The following is a 17,479-nucleotide window of genomic DNA, read 5'->3' as shown; positions in this document are numbered from 1 at the left end:
CAGTTCTTCATGGAGGAAATCAAGTGTCGTATGTGATGGCAGCGCCCGAGTTGATGTCTTTCGCGGCAACGGATCTCACCCAGCTGGGTTCGAAGATCAGCGCGGCCGGCGCGGCGGCCCAACAGGCTACGACATCGGTGCTCGCGGGAGCTGCCGACGAGGTGTCGTCGGCGATAGCGTCGTTGTTCTCCGGGCACGGCCTTGAGTTCCAAGCCGCCAGCACTCAGGCCGCGACGTTCCGGGACCGATTGGCCCAGCTACTGGATATCGCCGGCGGACATTACGCTGCCGCCGAGGCCTCAGGCGCTTCCATGCTGCAGGCCATGAACTTCGAGAACTTTGGCCTGCTGGGCCTGGGCAATGTCGGCGACCTCAACCTGGGCAGCGGCAACACCGGCAGCTTCAACTTCGGTGATGGCAACCTGGGCGGCGGCAATATCGGCAGTGGCAATCTGGGCAGCAACAACCTGGGCTTCGGCAACCTGGGCGGCTACAACTTCGGCCTGGGCAACGCGGGCTTCCTCAATTTCGGCCTGGGCAACGGGAGCCTGGAGCAAGCGGCTCTGGAAAACAAAATCTCGTCGATCAATTTCGGTAGCGCGAATCTCGGTACCTACAACTTCGGTGACGCCAACATCGGAAACACCAACTTCGGACTCGGGAACCTCGGTGACGGCAACGTCGGCTTCGGCAACAGCGGCCTGAACAATGTCGGCTTCGGCAACAACGGGATCGGGAACATCGGGATCGGCCTGAGCGGCAACAATCAGATCGGCATCGGCGGGTTGAACTGGAGCGGCAGCACTGGTTGGAACATCGGGCTGGCCAACAGCGGCAACTTCAACTTCGGCTTCGCCAACACCGGTGACAGCAACTGGGGGCTCGCCAATACCGGAAGCCACAACATCGGGATCGGGCTGACCGGTGACAATCAGATCGGGTTCGGCGGGTTCAATTCGGGAACGGGCACGTCCGGCTTGTTCAACTCCGGCACCAACAACACTGGATTCTTCAACTCCGGCGGCAATGGCCTCGGCAACGGAGGCAACTGGGGTCTGTTCAACTCCGGCACAGCCAATTCCGGGGTTCTCAACGGGGGCAGCTTCGAAACGGGACTCTTCAACTCCGGCGATCACGACACCGGCTTATTCAACGCGGGGAGCTACAACACCGGAGTGCTGAACACCGGCTCGTTCAGCTTCGGTGCCCTCAACGCCGGTCAGGGCAACATGGGCCTGCTCAACCCGGGCACCGGCAACGTCGGCATCGAGAACTCGGGCACGTTCAACTCCGGCTTCGCCAATGCGGGCTACACGAATTTCGGGCTCTACAATTCCGGCTACTCCAATATGGGGGCATTCGACTCGGGCTTCGGCAACGCGGGAGCCTTCAACTCCGGCGGCGTCAACCTCAATACGCTCACTGTCGGCGGCGGCAATGTCGGGTTCTTCAACTCGGGCTCCCTCAACACCGGCTTCTCGAATTCAGGGGATCTCAACACCGGATTCTGGAATGGAGGCAGTGTCAACACCGGTTTCGGCAACGCGCTCACTCAGCCCGGCACCGTCTCGGGCATCGGCAACGCAGGCGACCACATCTCGGGCTTCTACAACATCGGCAGTTACAACGCCGGCTACGGCAACACAGGCGAGTACAACTACGGGTTCGAGAACAAGGGGAACGGTCAGGGCGGCTCCATGATGCTGACCCCGGACCTGTCGCCGAACGTCGGATTCTTCAACACGGGCACCAACGGGGTGGGCTTTTTCAACACCGGCCAGTACAACGTGGGCATTTTGAACTCAGGCTTCAGCGACGTCGGATATGGCAACGCGGGGATGGTCAACACCGGATTCCAGAACACCGGCAACTACAACGTCGGCTATGCAAACTCCGGCACCTGGAACTCGGGCTACCGGAACTCCGGCGACTACGACTCGGGCATCTCCAACGCCGGCAACAACACCTCAGGTGGCTACAACAGCAGCGACCACACCTCGGGGTTCTTCAGCTGATTGACTTTGCGCGAGCGAGCTAACCCTCGAGGTCGCCTTCGGTTTCCAGCAGCACCTGGCGAAGTCCGTCGAGTGTGTCGGGTTGCGGCTCGGCCCACATGCCGCGGCCGGCGGCTTCCAGCAGTCGCTCCGCCATGCCGTGCAGCGCCCACGGATTGGACTCGTTCATGAACTTGCGGTTCTCCGCGTCCAACACATAACGCTCGCTGAGTTGTTCGTACATCCAGTCGGCCATCACCCCGGCGGTCGCGTCGTAGCCGAACAGATAGTCCACCGTCGCGGCCATTTCGAACGCGCCTTTGTACCCGTGCCGGCGCATTGCCGACATCCAGCGCGGATTGACCACGCGGGCCCGGAACACCCGGGTGGTCTCCTCGGACAGCGTCCGGGTGCGGATGGCGTCGGGGCGGGTGTTGTCTCCGATGTAGGCGGCGGGCGCCTGGCCGGTCAGCGCCCGCACGGTGGCGACCATGCCGCCGTGGTACTGGAAGTAGTCGTCGGAATCGGCGATGTCATGTTCGCGGGTGTCGGTGTTCTTGGCGGCCACCGCGATTCGGCGGTATTGCCGGTTCATGTCGTCGACCGCTTCACGGCCGTCCAGGTTGCGGCCGTAGGCGAATCCGCCCCAGGCGGTGTACACCTGCGCGAGGTCAGCGTCGTCACGCCAGTTGCGGCTGTCGATCAGCTGCAGCAGTCCCGCGCCGTACGTGCCCGGCTTGGACCCGAAAATCCTTGTGGTGGAACGCCTCTGGTCACCGTGCTGGGCGAGATCGGCCTGCGCGTGCGCGCGGACGTAGTTGTCCTCTGCGGGCTCGTCGAGCCCGGCGACCAGTTGGACCGCATCGTCGAGCATGGTGACGACGTGCGGGAAAGCGTCGCGGAAGAAACCGGAAATCCGCACGGTGACGTCGATGCGGGGCCGGTCCAGCTCCGACAACGGTATGACGGCCAGATCGACGACGCGTCGCGACGCGTCATCCCAGACCGGCCGAACCCCCAGCAGCGCCAGCACTTCGGCGATGTCGTCGCCGGCGGTGCGCATCGCCGACGTGCCCCAAACCGAAAGCCCCACCGACTGCGGCCACTGGCCGTGGTCGGCGCGGTACCGCTGCAGCAGCGAATCCGCCAGCGCGACACCGGCTTCCCATGCCAGCCGGGACGGCACCGCCTTCGGGTCGACCGAATAGAAGTTGCGCCCCGTGGGCAGCACGTTGACCAGTCCGCGCAGCGGAGATCCCGAGGGCCCAGACGGAATGAACCGGCCGTCGAGCGCCCGCAGCACCTGCTCGATCTCCGATGTGGTGCCGGCCAGCCGCGGCACCACCTCGGTTGCCGCGAAGCGTAGGACCGCCGCGACGTCGGCGTTGTCGGTGAGCCGGTCGGCCACCTGCGGGTCCCAGCCGGCTTCCTGCATCGCCGCCACCAGCCCGCGCGCCACGGCCTCGGTCTGGTCAACTGACACCCGCTCGTCCGTGCCGTCTTCGGCCAGGCCCAGCGCTTGACGAAGACCGGGCAACGCATGCGTGCCACCGAACAACTGACGGGCCCGCAGAATAGCCAGCACCAGATCGAGTTCGCCTTCGCCCGTGGGCTTCTGGCCCAGAATGTGCAAACCGTCGCGGATCTGCACGTCCTTGATCTCACACAGCCAACCATCGACGTGCAGCAGCATGTCGTCGAAGGTGTCTTCTTCCGGACGTTCGGTGAGCCCCAGATCGTGGTCCATCTTGGCCGCCCGGATCAAGGTCCAGATCTGTTGGCGGACGGCGGGCAGCTTGGCAGGGTCCAACGCGGCGACGTTGGCGTGTTCGTCGAGCAGCTGTTCGAGCCGCGCGATGTCGCCGTAGGTTTCGGCGCGGGCCATCGGCGGGATCAGGTGGTCGACCAGCACCGCATGCGCGCGGCGCTTGGCCTGGGTGCCCTCGCCGGGGTCGTTGACCAGGAATGGGTAGATCAGCGGCAGGTTGCCCAGCGCCGCGTCGGATCCGCACGCCGCCGACATGCCCAACGTCTTGCCGGGCAGCCACTCCAGGTTGCCGTGCTTGCCCAGGTGCACCATGGCGTGTGACCCGAAACCGGCCGGAGCGTCTTGGGAAAGCCAGTGGTAGGCGGCCAGATAGTGGTGGCTGGGCGGCAGGTCCGGATCGTGATAGATGGCGACCGGGTTCTCGCCGAACCCGCGTGGCGGCTGCACCATCAGTACCAGGTTCTCGGATTCGATTGCGGCGATGACGATTTCACCGTCAGGATGGTGGGTGCGATCGACGAAGAGCTCACCGGGCGGCGGTCCCCAGTGCTGGGTCACCGCGTCGGTCAGCTCGTCAGGCAGGGTGGCGAACCACGCGCGGTACTCGGCGGCCGGGACCCGGATCGGGTTGGCGGCCAGTTGTGTCTCGGTCAGCCAGTCGGGGTCCTGCCCACCGCGTTCGATCAGGGCGTGGATCAGCGCGTCACCGTCGCCGGCTTCGATACCGGGCAGATCGCCGACGCGATACCCGCTCTCACGCATCGCCCGCACCAGGGCGACCGCACTGGCCGGGGTATCGAGGCCGACGGCATTGCCGATGCGCGCGTGCTTGGTGGGATAGGCCGAAAAGACCAGGGCCACCCGCTTGTCGGCGGGGGCGATCCGGCGCAACAACGCGTGCCGGACTGCCAGCCCGGCCACCCGATCACAGCGCTCCCGGTCAGCCACGTAGGAGATCAGACCGTCGTCGTCGATCTCCTTGAACGAGAAGGGAACCGTGATGATGCGGCCGTCGAACTCCGGCACCGCGACCTGGGTGGCCACGTCAAGTGGGCTCAGGCCGTCGTCGTTGTCACTCCACTGCGTCCGCGAGCTCGTCAGACACAATCCCTGCAAAATCGGAATATCCAGCGCGGCAAGATGTTCGACGTTCCAGCTGTCATCGGAACCACCAGCCTCCGCCAGGGCGGGCTTCACTCCGCCGGCGGCCAGCACCGTGACCACCATGGCATCGGCGTCGCCCAGTGTATGCAGCAGCTCGGGTTCGGCGGTGCGCAGCGACGCGCAGTAAACCGGCAGCGCGCGCCCACCGGCACGTTCGATCGCCTGGCACAGCGCCTCGACGTAGGCGGTGTTGCCGGCCAGCTGCTGGGCACGGTAGAACAACACGGCAATCGTCGGACCGTCGCTGTCAACGGCGGGTCGTTCGAGTACGCCCCAGGTCGGGGTCGCCACCGGTGGCGTGAAGCCGAATCCGGTCATCAGCACGGTGTCGGACAGAAACGCATGCAGCTGCCGGATGTTGTCGACGCCGCCGTGCGCGAGGTAGATGTGCGTCTGCACCGCGATGCCCGCCGCGACCGTGGAGCGACCGGTCAGGTCGGCGTCAGGCGCCTGCTCACCGCTGACCAGCACCGTCGGCACCCCGCTGGCCAGCACCGTTTCGATGCCGTCCTCCCAGGCGCGGTACCCGCCGAGAATCCGCACCACCACGATCGAGGCTTCCGCGAGCAGCTCGGGCAGCTCGACCTCGGAGAGCCGCGCCGGGTTGGCCCACCGGTAGTTCTTTCCGCTGGAACGGGCACTGATCAGGTCGGTGTCGGACGTCGACAGCAACAGGACGGTCGGCTCAGCCACTCATTATTCGTACAGCAGCGACGCAGACCCGACGAATCGGCACGTAGGGTTCCGGTATGAACAGGGGCTTCGTCGTCACCTTCGGGGTCGGGTTGATCATCGCGCTGTTCGGTCTGATCTGGGCCCTGCAGGGATTCGGAGTGCTCGGTGGCAGCCCGATGAGCAACACGACCACCTGGTCGGTCATCGGCCCGATCACCGCACTGGTCGGCGTTGCGATCGCGGTGTTCAGCTGGCGGAAACTGTCAGCCAAGTAGGCCTTACTTCCCCGTCACGGAGAAGCTCACGGTGTGCCAGCCGGTCGCACCGTCTGGAACGGGATCAGCCCGCTGCTCGGTTTGGACAGCTCCGGTGTTGTCGATCGCCCGCACGGTAATGGTCTGCTTGCCAGGGCCTTTCGCCTGCCACGGGAAGCTCCACAACCGCCAGGTCTGGTTGGAATAGCTCGCGCCCAATTCAGCGGGCTGCCACTCCCCCTCACCGATGCGGACCTCGACGGCACGCACGCCACGATTCTGCGCCCAGGCGACGCCGCCGAACACGACCGGACCGGGTGGCACCTGCTGACCGCTGCGTGGGACGTCGATTCGCGACTCGGTTTTGACGGGCGCCTGCGCCGCCCAGCCCTGCCGTGTCCAGTAGGCCTTTGCCTTGTCGAACCGCGTCAACTCCAGGTCGACGACCCATTTGGTCGCCGACACGTAGCCATAGAGTCCGGGCACCACCAGGCGGGCCGGATAGCCGTGTTCGACCGGCAGAGGCTGGCCGTTGAGGCTGACCGCCAGCAGCGCGTCGCGGCCATCGGTGAGGGCCTGCACCGGCGTGCCTGCGGTGAAGCCGTCGATCGACGTCGACAGCACCATGTCGGCGTCCTTGTGCACACCGGCCGCTGCCAGCAGATCAGCCACCCGATAGCCCGTCCAGATTCCGGTCGAAATCAGTTTTCCGCCAACGGGGTTCGACACACAGGTCAGTGTGGCCACCGATTCGACCAGGTCGAAGCGGGTGAGATCGTCAAAGCTGTAACTGGTTTCGCGATCCACCATGCCGTGGATGCGCAGCCGCCAGTCGCCGTGGCTGAGCTGGGGAACACTGAGCGCGGTGTCGATCCGGTAGAACTCGGTGCTGGGTGTGATGAAACGCGGTAGCGCAACGCCTTTCGGTTGCACGTCCGGAGGGATCGGCGGCGCCGACGATTTCGGCGGCGGGAGAACGAATGTCTTGCGGTCGGCTGCCACCGAATGCGCCAGTCGCGCGATGACGGCACCGGCGACGCCGCTGACGACTCCCAGTCCGAGCACGCTGAGAACCATCAGCTTGCGCCGGCCGGCGTCGGCCTCGTCGCTGTTGTCGTCCGGGCACTTCACGTCGGGCTGGATCCGGCGAACCAGCACCCGCAGCGTCGCCACACCGCAGGCGGCGCCGGCGATGGTGGGGATCGTGTCGAGCGCTGTGGCACCCGGCCGGGACAGCACGGCAATACATCCGATAACACCCGCCGCGGCGATCACCGCGCTGCCGAGCGGGCGGCGGCGCGTCTCGAAGGACCCGGCTATCGCTGCCAAGGTCGCGATCACCACGAGCACCGCGACGGCCAGGAAGGGCTTGTCCAGCGTGCCGAGGGTCTGGATCGCCCACTCTTTGACCGGTCCCGGTGTCAGGTCGACGACTGCCGAGCCGACGGCGGTACGCGCGTCGGCGCGCCCACCGAACGGGATACTGACCAGCTGAGCCACCCCGAGTGCGACGGCCGCGGCGGCGACACCGACAAGCATCTTCTCGTTCGACGGGGTGGCAGCCATCGGAGCAACTTTACCCGCGTTTCGCGAGACCGCTGTAAACCTTTGTCGCGCAACAGAACAAGCGATTACTGCCGATCCCGCCGGCGGGCCGGCTCAGGACCGGCGACATTTTGTCTCCAACACCGGGACAGCGGGGCGGAGCCGGCGTAGTCTCCACATTCATCCGAATCACCGATGCGTCAATGACGACGTGAAGGAGGATGGCGATGTCGCAACTATGGGCGGTCCCGGAATTGCTGACTTCCACCGCGACGGATCTCGCCGGAATCGGATCGGCGCTCGACCGCCGCGGACGAAACCTCTGCCGCGATCACGTCGGTGTTCAGTCCGAACGCCCAGGTGGGTAGCGTGAGGCGATGACATCCTCGGTTGCCGGCAAAGTCGTCGCTATCACCGGAGGCGCTCGCGGAATCGGCTTGGCCATCGCGACCGCCCTGCACAGCTCGGGCGCCAAAGTCGCCATCGGCGACGTCGACGAGGCCGGCGCGAAATCGGCGGGTGACCGACTCGGGCTGCCGCTCGCTCGGAAATTGGACGTCACCGACCGGCCGTCGTTCACCGAGTTCCTCGACACGGTGGAAGACCAACTCGGACCGCTCGACGTGGTGGTGAACAACGCCGGCCTGATCTCAGTGGGCAGCGCGGTCGAGGAGGACGACGAAGCCACCCGGCGCCTTTTCGACGTCAACGTGCACGGTGTCATCCTGGGCACCAAACTGGCGGCGCAGCGAATGCTGCCCCGGCGCCGCGGCCACGTCATCAACATCGGGTCTCTGGGCAGCGTGCTACCCACCGAGGGCATCGCAACCTATTGCGCCACAAAGCATGCCGTGCTCGGCTACACCGACGCCGTCCGGATGGAGAATCGGGGCAGTGGCGTGCACTTCACGGTGATCATGCCGACTCTGACCAACACCGACATGGTTGCCGGCGTCGGGCATGCGAAGGGCTTCAAGAACGCCGAGCCCGAAGACGTCGCGCGCGCGGTCGTCGAGGTGATCGGAAAGCCGGAACCTCGGGTGGCCATACCCCGTTCGCTGGGGGCGACGGTGTGGGCGCAGCGCCTGATGCCGATGGGCCTGGCCGAGGCGCTCGGGCGGGCACTGGGTACGGGCCGCGTGTTCACCAGCGACCTCAAACGCGAGCAGCACGACGTCTACACGCGGCGGACTGGTCTGTCGTGAGCCAGGGCACCCGCATCGACCTGGGCCCGAAGTCGCTGTTGTGGCGCTGGGCCGGCGACATGCGGATCGCCTTCGAAGGCGGTACGGCCGGCCTGATGCAGACGATGCATCCCGCCATCGGGCAGGGCCTCATCGACCACTCGAACTTCTTCAGCGATCCCGTGGATCGGGTATTCCGTTCGCTCCCAGGTATTCTCGGCACCATCTATGACGGCCCCGAAGCGGACGAGACCGGACTCAAGGTGCGCGACTTTCATCGCGACATCAAAGGGAACCTGCCTGACGGGCAGCGTTACCACGCCCTGAAGCCAGAGACGTATTGGTGGGCGCACGCCACCTTCCAGGTGATGGTGCATCGACTCGCCGAGCACTGGGACGTGCACCGGCTCAGCGATACCGAGCGTGAGCAGCTCTACCTCGAGGGTTGCGAATGGTTTCGCCGCTACGGCATGTCAGATTCGGTGCTGCCGTCGACGCTCGCCGAGTTCAACCGCGAATACGAGCGATACTGCACCGAAGTGCTGCAGCCGAACGCGGCTTCGGACTTTCTGATCGAGTTCATCCAGCGCACGGCGATCCCCGACATGAGCGCGTCACCGGATTATCCGAGCACTCCCCTGCTCAAACCGATCATGGACGCCCTGCTGCCCACCATGCCCGTGCGCACCGCGCTGGCCCCGCCGATGCGTCTGGTGATCTTCGGCGGCCTACCGCCCATCGTGCGGGAGCGGTTCGGGATCGGCTGGACTGGCGTCGACGAGACCAGTTACCGCGCGTTGCGCGCGACGATCAAACAGGGGTGGCGTGCCATACCCGCGGCCTTGAAGTGGCACGACGCCGCACGTAAAGGCTGGCTGCGCGAACTGGGCAGCGTTCCACGCCGCGTCTGAGACCGTGTGCGTCGCAGTCCAGTCCCGGCCACGGCCGCAACGCGATATTGCCGGGGTCAGGCGGTCCGCACGTCGAAGTCGGTGAGCTCCGGTTGGCGCAGCAGCTCGTGGTGCGTCTCCGGCGTCCACGGGAACAGTTCCGGCAAGCCATCCTTGCCGAGGTACCAGCTGTTGCAGCCGCTGACCCAGATCGTCTGCGGCATGGCGGCTTTCATGTCCTCGTTGTACTGCTTGGTGGCCGCCTCGGTGGGTGCGGCGGCAACTACGTGCCCGGCGCGCAGCTGTTCAATCCACCACATCACATAGTTGGCCTGGTCTTCGGCGATCGGGATCAACGACTGATTGCCGATCGGCGAGTGCGGCCCGATCATCATGAACAGATTGGGGAATCCCGGCACCGCGATGGAGCGGTAGGCCATCGGTCCGTCGGCCCAGGCCTCGTCCAGGGTGAGGCCGCCCTCCCCGACGATTTCCATCGGACGCACGTAGGCCCGGGCGTCGAATCCGGTGGCGAACACGAGCAGATCCAGTTCGTGCAGCGTGCCGTCCGCGGTCACGATCCCGCGCGCCTCGATGTGGTCGATGGGGTCGGTGATGATGTCCACCCCGGGCTTCTGCACGGATCTGTAGAAGCGCCCGGCCATCACCTGCCGCTTGCACATCGGCTGGTAAGTGGGGGTGAGCTTGGCCCGCAACTCGGGGTCGCGCACCGAAAGCCGCAAGTTCCAACGACACTCGGCCTGAGCCAGCCGACGCTGCCAGCCCGGCCGAATCGGGGCGCGGCCGAATACCAAACGGAAGAACCATCCCCAGAACAGGTAAGGCAATCTGTTCAGGGCCGTGAAGCGCGACAGCGCCGCTTGGGTCAGCTTGGAATAGCGCGGGTTGGGCAATGGGTAGATCCACTGCGCGGTGCGCTGGAAGACCTTGAGCTGACGCACGTTGCCGCCGAGTTCGGCGGTGATCTGCACACCGGTGGATCCGGTGCCGATCAAGCCGATCCGCTTGTCCGGCAACGACACCGCATGATCCCAGCGCGACGAATGGAACGCCGGCCCGGCGAACGTGTCGCGCCCGGGGATGTCCGGATAACGCGGCACCCGCAGCACCCCCGTCGCGGTCACCAGCACATCGAACGAGTGGGTCTCGCCGTCGGAGGTGGTGAGTTGCCACTTTCCGTCGTCATACTCGGCGCGGGTGATGGTGGTGCCGAACCGGATGTGCGGACGGATGCCACGCTCGTCGGCCACCTGCTGGAAGTAGTTCTGGATCTCCCACCCGGGCGGCAGCCAGTGCGACCAGTTCGGGTTGGGCCGGAAGGAGTATGAGTAGTAACGCGACGGCACGTCACAGGTGAGGCCGGGATAGGTGTTGTCGCGCCAGGTACCACCCACGTCGTGGGCCTTCTCGAAGATGGTGAACGAGTCGATGTCCGCATCCTGCAGTTTGGCTGCCATGCAGATGCCGGACATCCCGGCCCCGATAATCGCGACTTTCAGTGCACGCGCCATTGCCGCCTCCCGGTGTCTCGCTGACGTGCACGTTACGCCGATCGGACCGGCGTACCCAGAGATTCGCGGGTGACCACATCTCCGCCGGACCCCTCGTGGACAACATTGCTGCCCGTCCGGCGGTGGTGTGCCCGCGCGACCCGCAGTAGAAATGCCGGCCGCAGCAATTGAGCGGGCGGGTCGACCATCGCCGTGATCCGCATGAACTGCGCGGCGACGACGGGGTCGGACTCGGCTGCGGTCATTACCGGCTCGAGGCAGGCGTTGCTGACGCGGATCCTTAGTGGTCGCGGACCCGACACCTCGGGCAGCGCCAGATCCGAGGCGACAGCGGTCTGCCAGGCCACTCGCACCTTCTTGGCGGCAATACGATTGAACCGGCGAGCCAGGCCACTGCCACCTCGCCGCAAGCAGTCTCGCAGCACCGTGGCTTCGACGGCCGCGACCGTCATGCCCTGCCCGTAGATCGGGTTGAAGCTGCATACCGCATCTCCGGCCACGAGCAGGCCCTCTGGTATGCGCCGCATCTTGTCGTAGCGACGCCAGCGGTTCGAGGGCACGCGATGGTGGATAACGTCGCCGATCAGCTCGGCGGCGGCCACCTTTGCCGCGGCGGCAGGTGCGAATTCTGCTGCGTAGGAGAGTATTTCGGCGTAATCGCGCGGCGGCTCGAGTCCGGCCATGGTACCGGCAGCGATCATCCAGTAGTTGTTCTCGTAGCCGATCATGGCGAACATCCGCGGCCGGCCAGGACGCGGGAAGTGCGCGATCATGTGTTCGGTGATGAGGCCGGGCGGTATGCGGACGAGTTGACTGGCGTAGGCGAGTTGCACCTTCACCTCGTCCTCGGGTGGCCGTCCGTAACCGAGTTGCTCCAGGTACACCGGTGTGCGGGATCCGCGGCCCGTGGCGTCGACGACAAGATCGGCAGACAACGTCCTCTCGTGGCCGGTCGAGCGATCGATCACCCGGGCACCGTTCACCCGCCGACGGTCCGGTGTCGCCGCCAGGCCCACGACATCGTGATTCTCACACAACGTGACCTTCGGGATTGCTCGAATTCTTTGGCGCACAGACCATTCCAGCACCGGGCGGCTCGGCGACACGATCTGGGGCGCGTGCGCCGACTTGCCGGAACGCACCAGTGAATGCCCACCGAAGGAACAATCCAGCTTGGCGAAATCCCCGTCGTCCCAGGTTGTGACGCCGTGGGCGATCAATTCGTCCCGGATGCCGGGGAAGAGTTCCTCGAGCACCAGCGTGAGCCGCGCCAGACAGGTGTGGATGAGCCGGCCCTGTGGGACACCGCGCCGGTTGACCGGATCCTCGGGCAGGACATCACGTTCGACGATCGTGACCCTGTCGTAGTAGTCGGCCAAGACCCGGGCTGCCAGCAGGCCACCCATGCTGGCGCCCAACACCACCGCATCACCACCACGTCGCACCATTGCACGCTCCTTCGTCGATGGACTGCAACGAAGTGTGCTGCGCTGCCGCGTGGGCACCTTGAGTAGTCGAGTACTTAATTTGCTGAGCCGGCGAGCATTGCGATGCGGCCGGCGACCTCCTGCGCCACCTGTCGCGCCGCGTCGCTTTCTCCCGGCACGTAACGATCGGCGGCCACGTCATAGTCGGCTCCGGCGATCGACCCGTGATCGGCCGCCAGCGCGATCAAGTCCACCGGCCAACCGGCGTGCTGCAAAGCCTCAGCGAACTTCTCGCTCGCGCTGATCGGTACGACGTCGTCTGCCATACCGTGCAACAAGGTGAACGGCGTACCCGCTTGGGCGGTGGACAGCAGGTCAGTGACCGCTTCCCCGGATATCGGGTCGTCGGCCATGAATGCTCCGGCCAGACACACCGTGTGCGAGATCTGCACGTCATTGCGCGGCGCATCCACGGTCAGGCCGGCCGCCGCGGCACCACCCAAGGACCACCCGACGAGCACAATTGGCCCCGCTGCGCGTTCGCGCGTGAAGGCGACCGATCGCAACAGGTCTGCGCGCCCACCATCGTCGGCGTGCGAGTTCCAGTCGGGTGCGATGACGGTGACACCGTGACCGGCCAGCAGTTCCGCCAGCGGCCGGACCGCGGCGCGGGCGTCGCTCTGCATGCCGTGCCACAGCAAGACGGTGGGTTGGCCGGCATCGCCGAAGACATCGGCCAACCGTCCCGGGGCGTATTCGACCGTCCGCACAGGCACGGGTGTGCCCGCGCGATGGGCCGGCAAAACCATGCGCACACGCATTTGCTCGGACTTCGGGACACCCTTTCGGTTGTCTAACCTGGGCAGGTGGCCAGAATCCGCGACTCCGACGCCTGCCCGGGCGCGTTGCAGGTACACCAGGCCGCAGACGGCGCTCTGATACGGGTTCGCCTGCCGGGCGGCACGCTCACCGCCGCCCAACTGGCGACCTTGGCGGCCGTCTCCGCCGAATACGCCGGGTCGACCCTGGAACTGACCGGCCGCGGCAACGTGCAATTGCGGGCGGTGACCGACGTCGGCAAGGTTGCCGAGGCCGTCGCCGCGAGCGGGCTCCTTCCGTCGGCCACCCACGAACGCGTACGCAACATCGTGGCGTCGCCGCTGTCCGGCCGGTCGGGGGGCAACGTCGACGTCCGGCCCTGGGTCGGTGAACTGGACGCGGCGGTCCGCGCCGAACCCCGGCTGGCCGAGTTGGGCGGCCGGTTCTGGTTCAGCCTCGACGACGGCCGCGGTGACGTGTCGGGCCTGCACGCCGATGCCGGGGTGCAGGTGTTCGCCGAAGGACCCCGGCTGCTGCTCTCCGGCCGCGATACCGGGATACGGGTCACCGACGTCTGCCAGAGCCTCATCGATATCGCACTCCGGTTTGTCGAGATTCGCGAAAAAGCTTGGCGAGTAACCGAACTGGATAACCTCAGTGAGCTGTGCCCAGGCGTGCAGTTGGGCCCAACCCTCCCCTCGCCCGGCAAGGCGCCGGTGGGCTGGATACCTCAGGACGACGGCCGGGTGGCGCTGGGAGCCGCCGTGCCGCTGGGAGTCCTGCCCGCTCGCGTCGCCGAATTCCTGGCCGCCATCGAGGCGCCGATCGTGATCACGCCGTGGCGGTCGGTGCTGGTGTGCGACCTGACCGAGCAGGTGGCGGACACCGCGCTGCGCGTCTTGGCGCCACTGGGTCTGATATTCGACGAGAATTCCCCGTGGCTGAGCATCAGTGCGTGCACCGGCAGCCCCGGCTGTGCGCACTCCGCCGCCGACGTACGGGCCGATGCCGCGCAAGCGCTGGACGCCGGCTATCCGGTGCACCGCCACTTCGTCGGCTGCGAACGGGCATGTGGCAGCCCGGTGGACGGGGAGGTGTTGGTCGCCACCGGCACGGGGTACCGGCTGCTGAGGTCTTAAGGTGAGCGAGTGCTCGACTACACCCGCGATGCTGCGGAGATCTACCGGCAGTCATTCGCGACGATCCGCGCAGAGGCCGACCTCAGCCGATTTCCTGCCGACGTCGAACGCGTGGTGGTCCGCCTGATCCACACCTGCGGCCAGGTCGACGTCGCTGAGCACGTCGCCTTCACCGACGACGTCGTCACCCGGGCCCGGGCCGCACTCTGCGACGGCGCGCCGGTGCTGTGCGACTCGTCGATGGTGGCCGCCGGGATCACCAAGTCGCGGCTGCCGATCGGCAACGAGGTGGTGTCGTTGGTCGCCGATCCACGCGCAGCGGGTTGGGCCGCGGAGCACGGGACCACCCGTTCGGCCGCCGCCGTCGACCTGTGGGCCGACGAGTTGGCCGGCGCCGTCGTCGCTATCGGTAACGCGCCGACCGCGTTGTTCCGCCTGCTGGAACTGGTTGACGAGGGAGTTGCGCCACCGGCGGCGGTGCTCGGCGGACCGGTCGGTTTCGTCGGCTCCGCCCAGTCCAAGCAGGAGCTCATCGAGCGCCCACGTGGCATGTCCTATCTGTTGGTCCAGGGCCGGCGCGGCGGCAGCGCCATGGCCGCGGCGGCCGTCAACGCGATTGCGACCGACCGCGAATGACGGGCACGTTATGGGGTGTCGGGCTGGGCCCCGGTGATCCGGAGCTGGTGACGGTCAAGGCGGCCCGGCTGATCGGCGAAGCCGACGTGGTGGCCTATCACAGCGCCCGCCATGGTCGCAGCATCGCGCGCGGCATCGCCGAGCCGTATCTGCGGCCCGGGCAGATCGAGGAACACCTGGTGTATCCGGTGACCACCGAGACGACCGACCATCCCGGGGGCTATGCGGGCGCGTTGGAGGACTTCTACGTCGCCGCCACCGAACGGATCGCCGCGCATCTGACAGCCGGGCGCAACGTGGCGCTGCTGGCCGAAGGCGATCCGCTGTTCTACAGCTCCTACATGCACCTGCACACCCGGCTGACCGAGCGGTTCAACGCCGTCATCGTGCCGGGCGTGACGTCGGTGAGCGCCGCCTCGGCCGCTGTCGCCACGCCGCTGGTGGCCGGCGACGAAGTGCTCTCGGTGTTGCCCGGCACGCTGCCGGTGGCCGAACTTACCCGCCGGCTCGCCGATGCCGACGCGGCGGTGATACTCAAACTTGGTCGTTCCTATCGCAATGTGCGCGAAGCGCTTTCGGCTTCCGGGGTGCTCGACGACACGTTCTATGTGGAACGGGCCAGCACACCCGGGCAACGCGTGATGCCCGCCGCTGACGTCGACGAGACCGGCGTGCCATACTTTTCGCTGGCCATGCTGCCGGGCGGGCGACGCCGGCCGGCGGCCGCGGGCACCGTCGCCGTGGTGGGCCTGGGACCGGGCGGCACCGAGTGGATGACGCCGCAGAGCCGCCGCGAACTGGCCCGGGCAACCGATCTGATCGGCTACGCCGGATATCTGGACCGGGTCCCACTGCGCGACGGACAGCGCCGCCACGCCAGCGACAACACCGACGAACCGGCCCGCGCCCGGCTGGCCTGCTCGCTGGCCGAACAGGGGCACGCGGTGGCCGTGGTGTCGTCCGGCGACCCGGGCGTTTTTGCGATGGCGACCGCGGTCCTCGAGGAGGCCAAGCAGTGGCCGGATGTGCAGGTTCGGGTGATCCCGGCGATGACCGCGGCACAAGCGGTGGCCAGCCGGGTGGGCGCGCCGCTGGGCCATGACTATGCGGTGATCTCGCTGTCGGATCGGCTCAAGCCGTGGGACGTCATCGCCGCCCGCGTGTCGGCCGCGGCGGCCGCCGATCTGGTGCTGGCCATCTACAACCCGGCTTCAAAGTCGCGGACCTGGCAGGTGGGGGCGATGCGGGATCTGTTGTTGGCCCATCGCGAACCGGGAACGCCGGTGGTGATCGGCCGGAACGTGTCCGGCCCGGATGAGGAGGTGCGCGTGGTGCGGCTGGCCGACCTGAATCCCGCCGACGTCGACATGCGCTGCCTGCTGATTGTCGGTTCGTCCCAAACTCAATGGCATGCAAGCGATTCCGGCGATCGGGTGTTCACGCCACGGCGTTATCCGGGTTAATGTCCGAGAGCGCCGGCCACCACGCGCGCGGCGTCGGCCACGAATGCCTCATTGGGCTGCGCGTCATATCCGCCGCCGGCGATGTCGGTGTAGATGGCGATGACATGCGCTGCGCCTTTGGGTGACCAGACGACGGCGACATCGTTGGCCCGCCCGTAGTCGCCCGACCCGGTCTTGTCGATCACCTTCCAGTCGGCGGCGAACGCGGCGCGGATCCGCTTGCCGCCGGTGGTGTTGCGGGCCATCCAGTCGGTGAGCATCGTCCGCTTGTCAGGCGGCAGCGCGTCACCGAGCACAAGCTTCTGGAAGACGAGAGCGATCGCATGCGGCGTGGTCGTGTCCCGCGCGTCGTTCGGCGGGTCGCGGTTGAGCTCCGGCTCCGCCTGGTCCAGCCGGCTGGTGTCGTCTCCCAGGCTGCGGAGGTAGTCCGTGAAACCCGCGGGCCCGCCGACCTGGGTGAGCAGCAGGTTGGCGGCGGTGCCGTCGCTGTATCGAATGGCGGCGTCACATAGCTGCCCCACGGTCATTCCGGTGTCGACGTGCTGCTCGGTCACCGGTGAGATCGAGTTGATGTCGGCCTTGGTGAAGCTGACCATCGAGTCGAGGTGAGCAAGCGGATACTGATGCAACACCGCTGCTACCAACGGCGCCTTGAACGTGGAGCACAAGGCGAACCGCTCGTCGGCGCGGTAGGCGATCGCTGCCGTCGTGCCGCTCTCAGGCACGTAGACGCCCAGTCGTCCCCCGTATCGCCGCTCGATGTCGGCGAACTGACGGGACAGGTCCGGCGCCGGCGTCGACGTCGTTGCCGATCCGGTGCGGCCCGCGCCCTGCGCACACGCCGCCAGCGGCAACACGGCGGCGGCACCCAGAAATTCGCGGCGGCCTAATTGTGTGCCCGGCAGTCCCTGCATGGCCGCAGTATCGCATCCGCGTCATGGGCCCGGCATGAGCGCCTTCGGGTCTGACGCGCGCATCGCCCGTTCGGG

The 17,479-nt window shown here is 66.7% G+C and carries 14 protein-coding genes; 8 read left to right on the top strand and 6 right to left on the bottom strand.

Going from position 1 to position 17,479, the window contains the following annotated elements; genetic code table 11:
• Positions 1–23 precede the first annotated feature (23 nt).
• Positions 24–2,015: a PE domain-containing protein gene (locus QXK92_RS02750; protein ID WP_306240135.1), complete on the top strand. Its 1,992-nt coding sequence runs from the start codon at positions 24–26 to the stop codon at positions 2,013–2,015.
• 19 nt (positions 2,016–2,034) lie between these two features.
• Here QXK92_RS02750 and cobN read toward each other — a convergent pair whose 3' ends face one another.
• Positions 2,035–5,619: a cobaltochelatase subunit CobN gene (gene cobN / locus QXK92_RS02745; protein WP_306240133.1), complete on the bottom strand. Its 3,585-nt coding sequence runs from the start codon at positions 5,617–5,619 to the stop codon at positions 2,035–2,037.
• A 56-nt stretch (positions 5,620–5,675) separates the two neighbouring features.
• Here cobN and QXK92_RS02740 point away from each other — a divergent pair, with 56 nt between their 5' ends.
• The gene (locus QXK92_RS02740) at positions 5,676–5,876 is read left to right on the top strand and encodes a hypothetical protein (protein ID WP_306240132.1); all 201 of its coding nucleotides are present in this window, start codon (positions 5,676–5,678) and stop codon (positions 5,874–5,876) included.
• Positions 5,877–5,879: 3 nt separating this feature from the next.
• Here QXK92_RS02740 and QXK92_RS02735 read toward each other — a convergent pair whose 3' ends face one another.
• Positions 5,880–7,421, bottom strand: coding sequence for a molybdopterin-dependent oxidoreductase (locus QXK92_RS02735; RefSeq protein ID WP_306240131.1), 1,542 nt, complete (start codon positions 7,419–7,421; stop codon positions 5,880–5,882).
• 206 nt (positions 7,422–7,627) lie between these two features.
• Between QXK92_RS02735 and QXK92_RS02730 the strand changes: the two genes are divergently transcribed.
• Genes QXK92_RS02730 through QXK92_RS02720 form a run of 3 tightly spaced genes read left to right on the top strand, consistent with a single transcriptional unit; the run spans position 7,628 to position 9,495 of the window.
• Positions 7,628–7,768, top strand: coding sequence for a PE family protein (locus QXK92_RS02730; protein ID WP_306240130.1), 141 nt, complete (start codon positions 7,628–7,630; stop codon positions 7,766–7,768).
• Positions 7,769–7,777: 9 nt separating this feature from the next.
• Entirely contained in the window at positions 7,778–8,605 is an 828-nt protein-coding gene (locus QXK92_RS02725; RefSeq protein ID WP_306240129.1) for an SDR family oxidoreductase, read from the top strand.
• On the top strand, positions 8,602–9,495 hold the full coding sequence (locus QXK92_RS02720) for an oxygenase MpaB family protein (protein WP_306240128.1): 894 nt from the start codon (positions 8,602–8,604) through the stop codon (positions 9,493–9,495). The genes QXK92_RS02725 and QXK92_RS02720 overlap by 4 nt, the downstream gene beginning before the upstream one ends.
• Positions 9,496–9,551: 56 nt before the next feature.
• Here QXK92_RS02720 and QXK92_RS02715 read toward each other — a convergent pair whose 3' ends face one another.
• The 3 genes from QXK92_RS02715 to QXK92_RS02705 form a co-directional block, all read right to left on the bottom strand.
• On the bottom strand, positions 9,552–11,006 hold the full coding sequence (locus tag QXK92_RS02715; protein WP_306240127.1) for an NAD(P)/FAD-dependent oxidoreductase: 1,455 nt from the start codon (positions 11,004–11,006) through the stop codon (positions 9,552–9,554).
• A 32-nt stretch (positions 11,007–11,038) separates the two neighbouring features.
• Positions 11,039–12,454 (bottom strand): NAD(P)/FAD-dependent oxidoreductase, encoded by a 1,416-nt coding sequence (locus QXK92_RS02710; RefSeq protein ID WP_306240126.1) that lies wholly within the window; start codon positions 12,452–12,454, stop codon positions 11,039–11,041.
• 74 nt (positions 12,455–12,528) lie between these two features.
• Positions 12,529–13,203 (bottom strand): alpha/beta hydrolase, encoded by a 675-nt coding sequence (locus QXK92_RS02705; RefSeq protein WP_306240125.1) that lies wholly within the window; start codon positions 13,201–13,203, stop codon positions 12,529–12,531.
• 96 nt (positions 13,204–13,299) lie between these two features.
• Here QXK92_RS02705 and cobG point away from each other — a divergent pair, with 96 nt between their 5' ends.
• From cobG to QXK92_RS02690, 3 genes are read left to right on the top strand one after another with little or no spacing between them, the layout of a single operon-like run.
• Positions 13,300–14,391, top strand: a complete 1,092-nt coding sequence (gene cobG / locus QXK92_RS02700) for a precorrin-3B synthase (RefSeq protein WP_306240124.1) — start codon at positions 13,300–13,302, stop codon at positions 14,389–14,391.
• A gap of 9 nt (positions 14,392–14,400) precedes the next feature.
• Positions 14,401–15,027 (top strand): precorrin-8X methylmutase, encoded by a 627-nt coding sequence (locus tag QXK92_RS02695; protein ID WP_306240123.1) that lies wholly within the window; start codon positions 14,401–14,403, stop codon positions 15,025–15,027.
• A complete protein-coding gene (locus QXK92_RS02690) occupies positions 15,024–16,490 on the top strand; it encodes a precorrin-2 C(20)-methyltransferase (RefSeq protein WP_306240122.1) in 1,467 nt (488 codons plus the stop codon). Before QXK92_RS02695 ends, QXK92_RS02690 begins: the two co-directional genes overlap by 4 nt.
• Here QXK92_RS02690 and bla read toward each other — a convergent pair.
• Entirely contained in the window at positions 16,487–17,404 is a 918-nt protein-coding gene (gene bla / locus QXK92_RS02685; protein WP_306240121.1) for a class A beta-lactamase, read from the bottom strand. The genes QXK92_RS02690 and bla overlap by 4 nt on opposite strands.
• Positions 17,405–17,479: the final 75 nt, after the last annotated feature.

The organism is Mycobacterium sp. TY815 (genome assembly GCF_030755135.1).
GTDB lineage: Bacteria > Actinomycetota > Actinomycetes > Mycobacteriales > Mycobacteriaceae > Mycobacterium.
The sequence above is the reverse complement of the archived record's forward strand: the minus strand, read 5'-3'. Positions and strand labels throughout refer to the sequence as shown.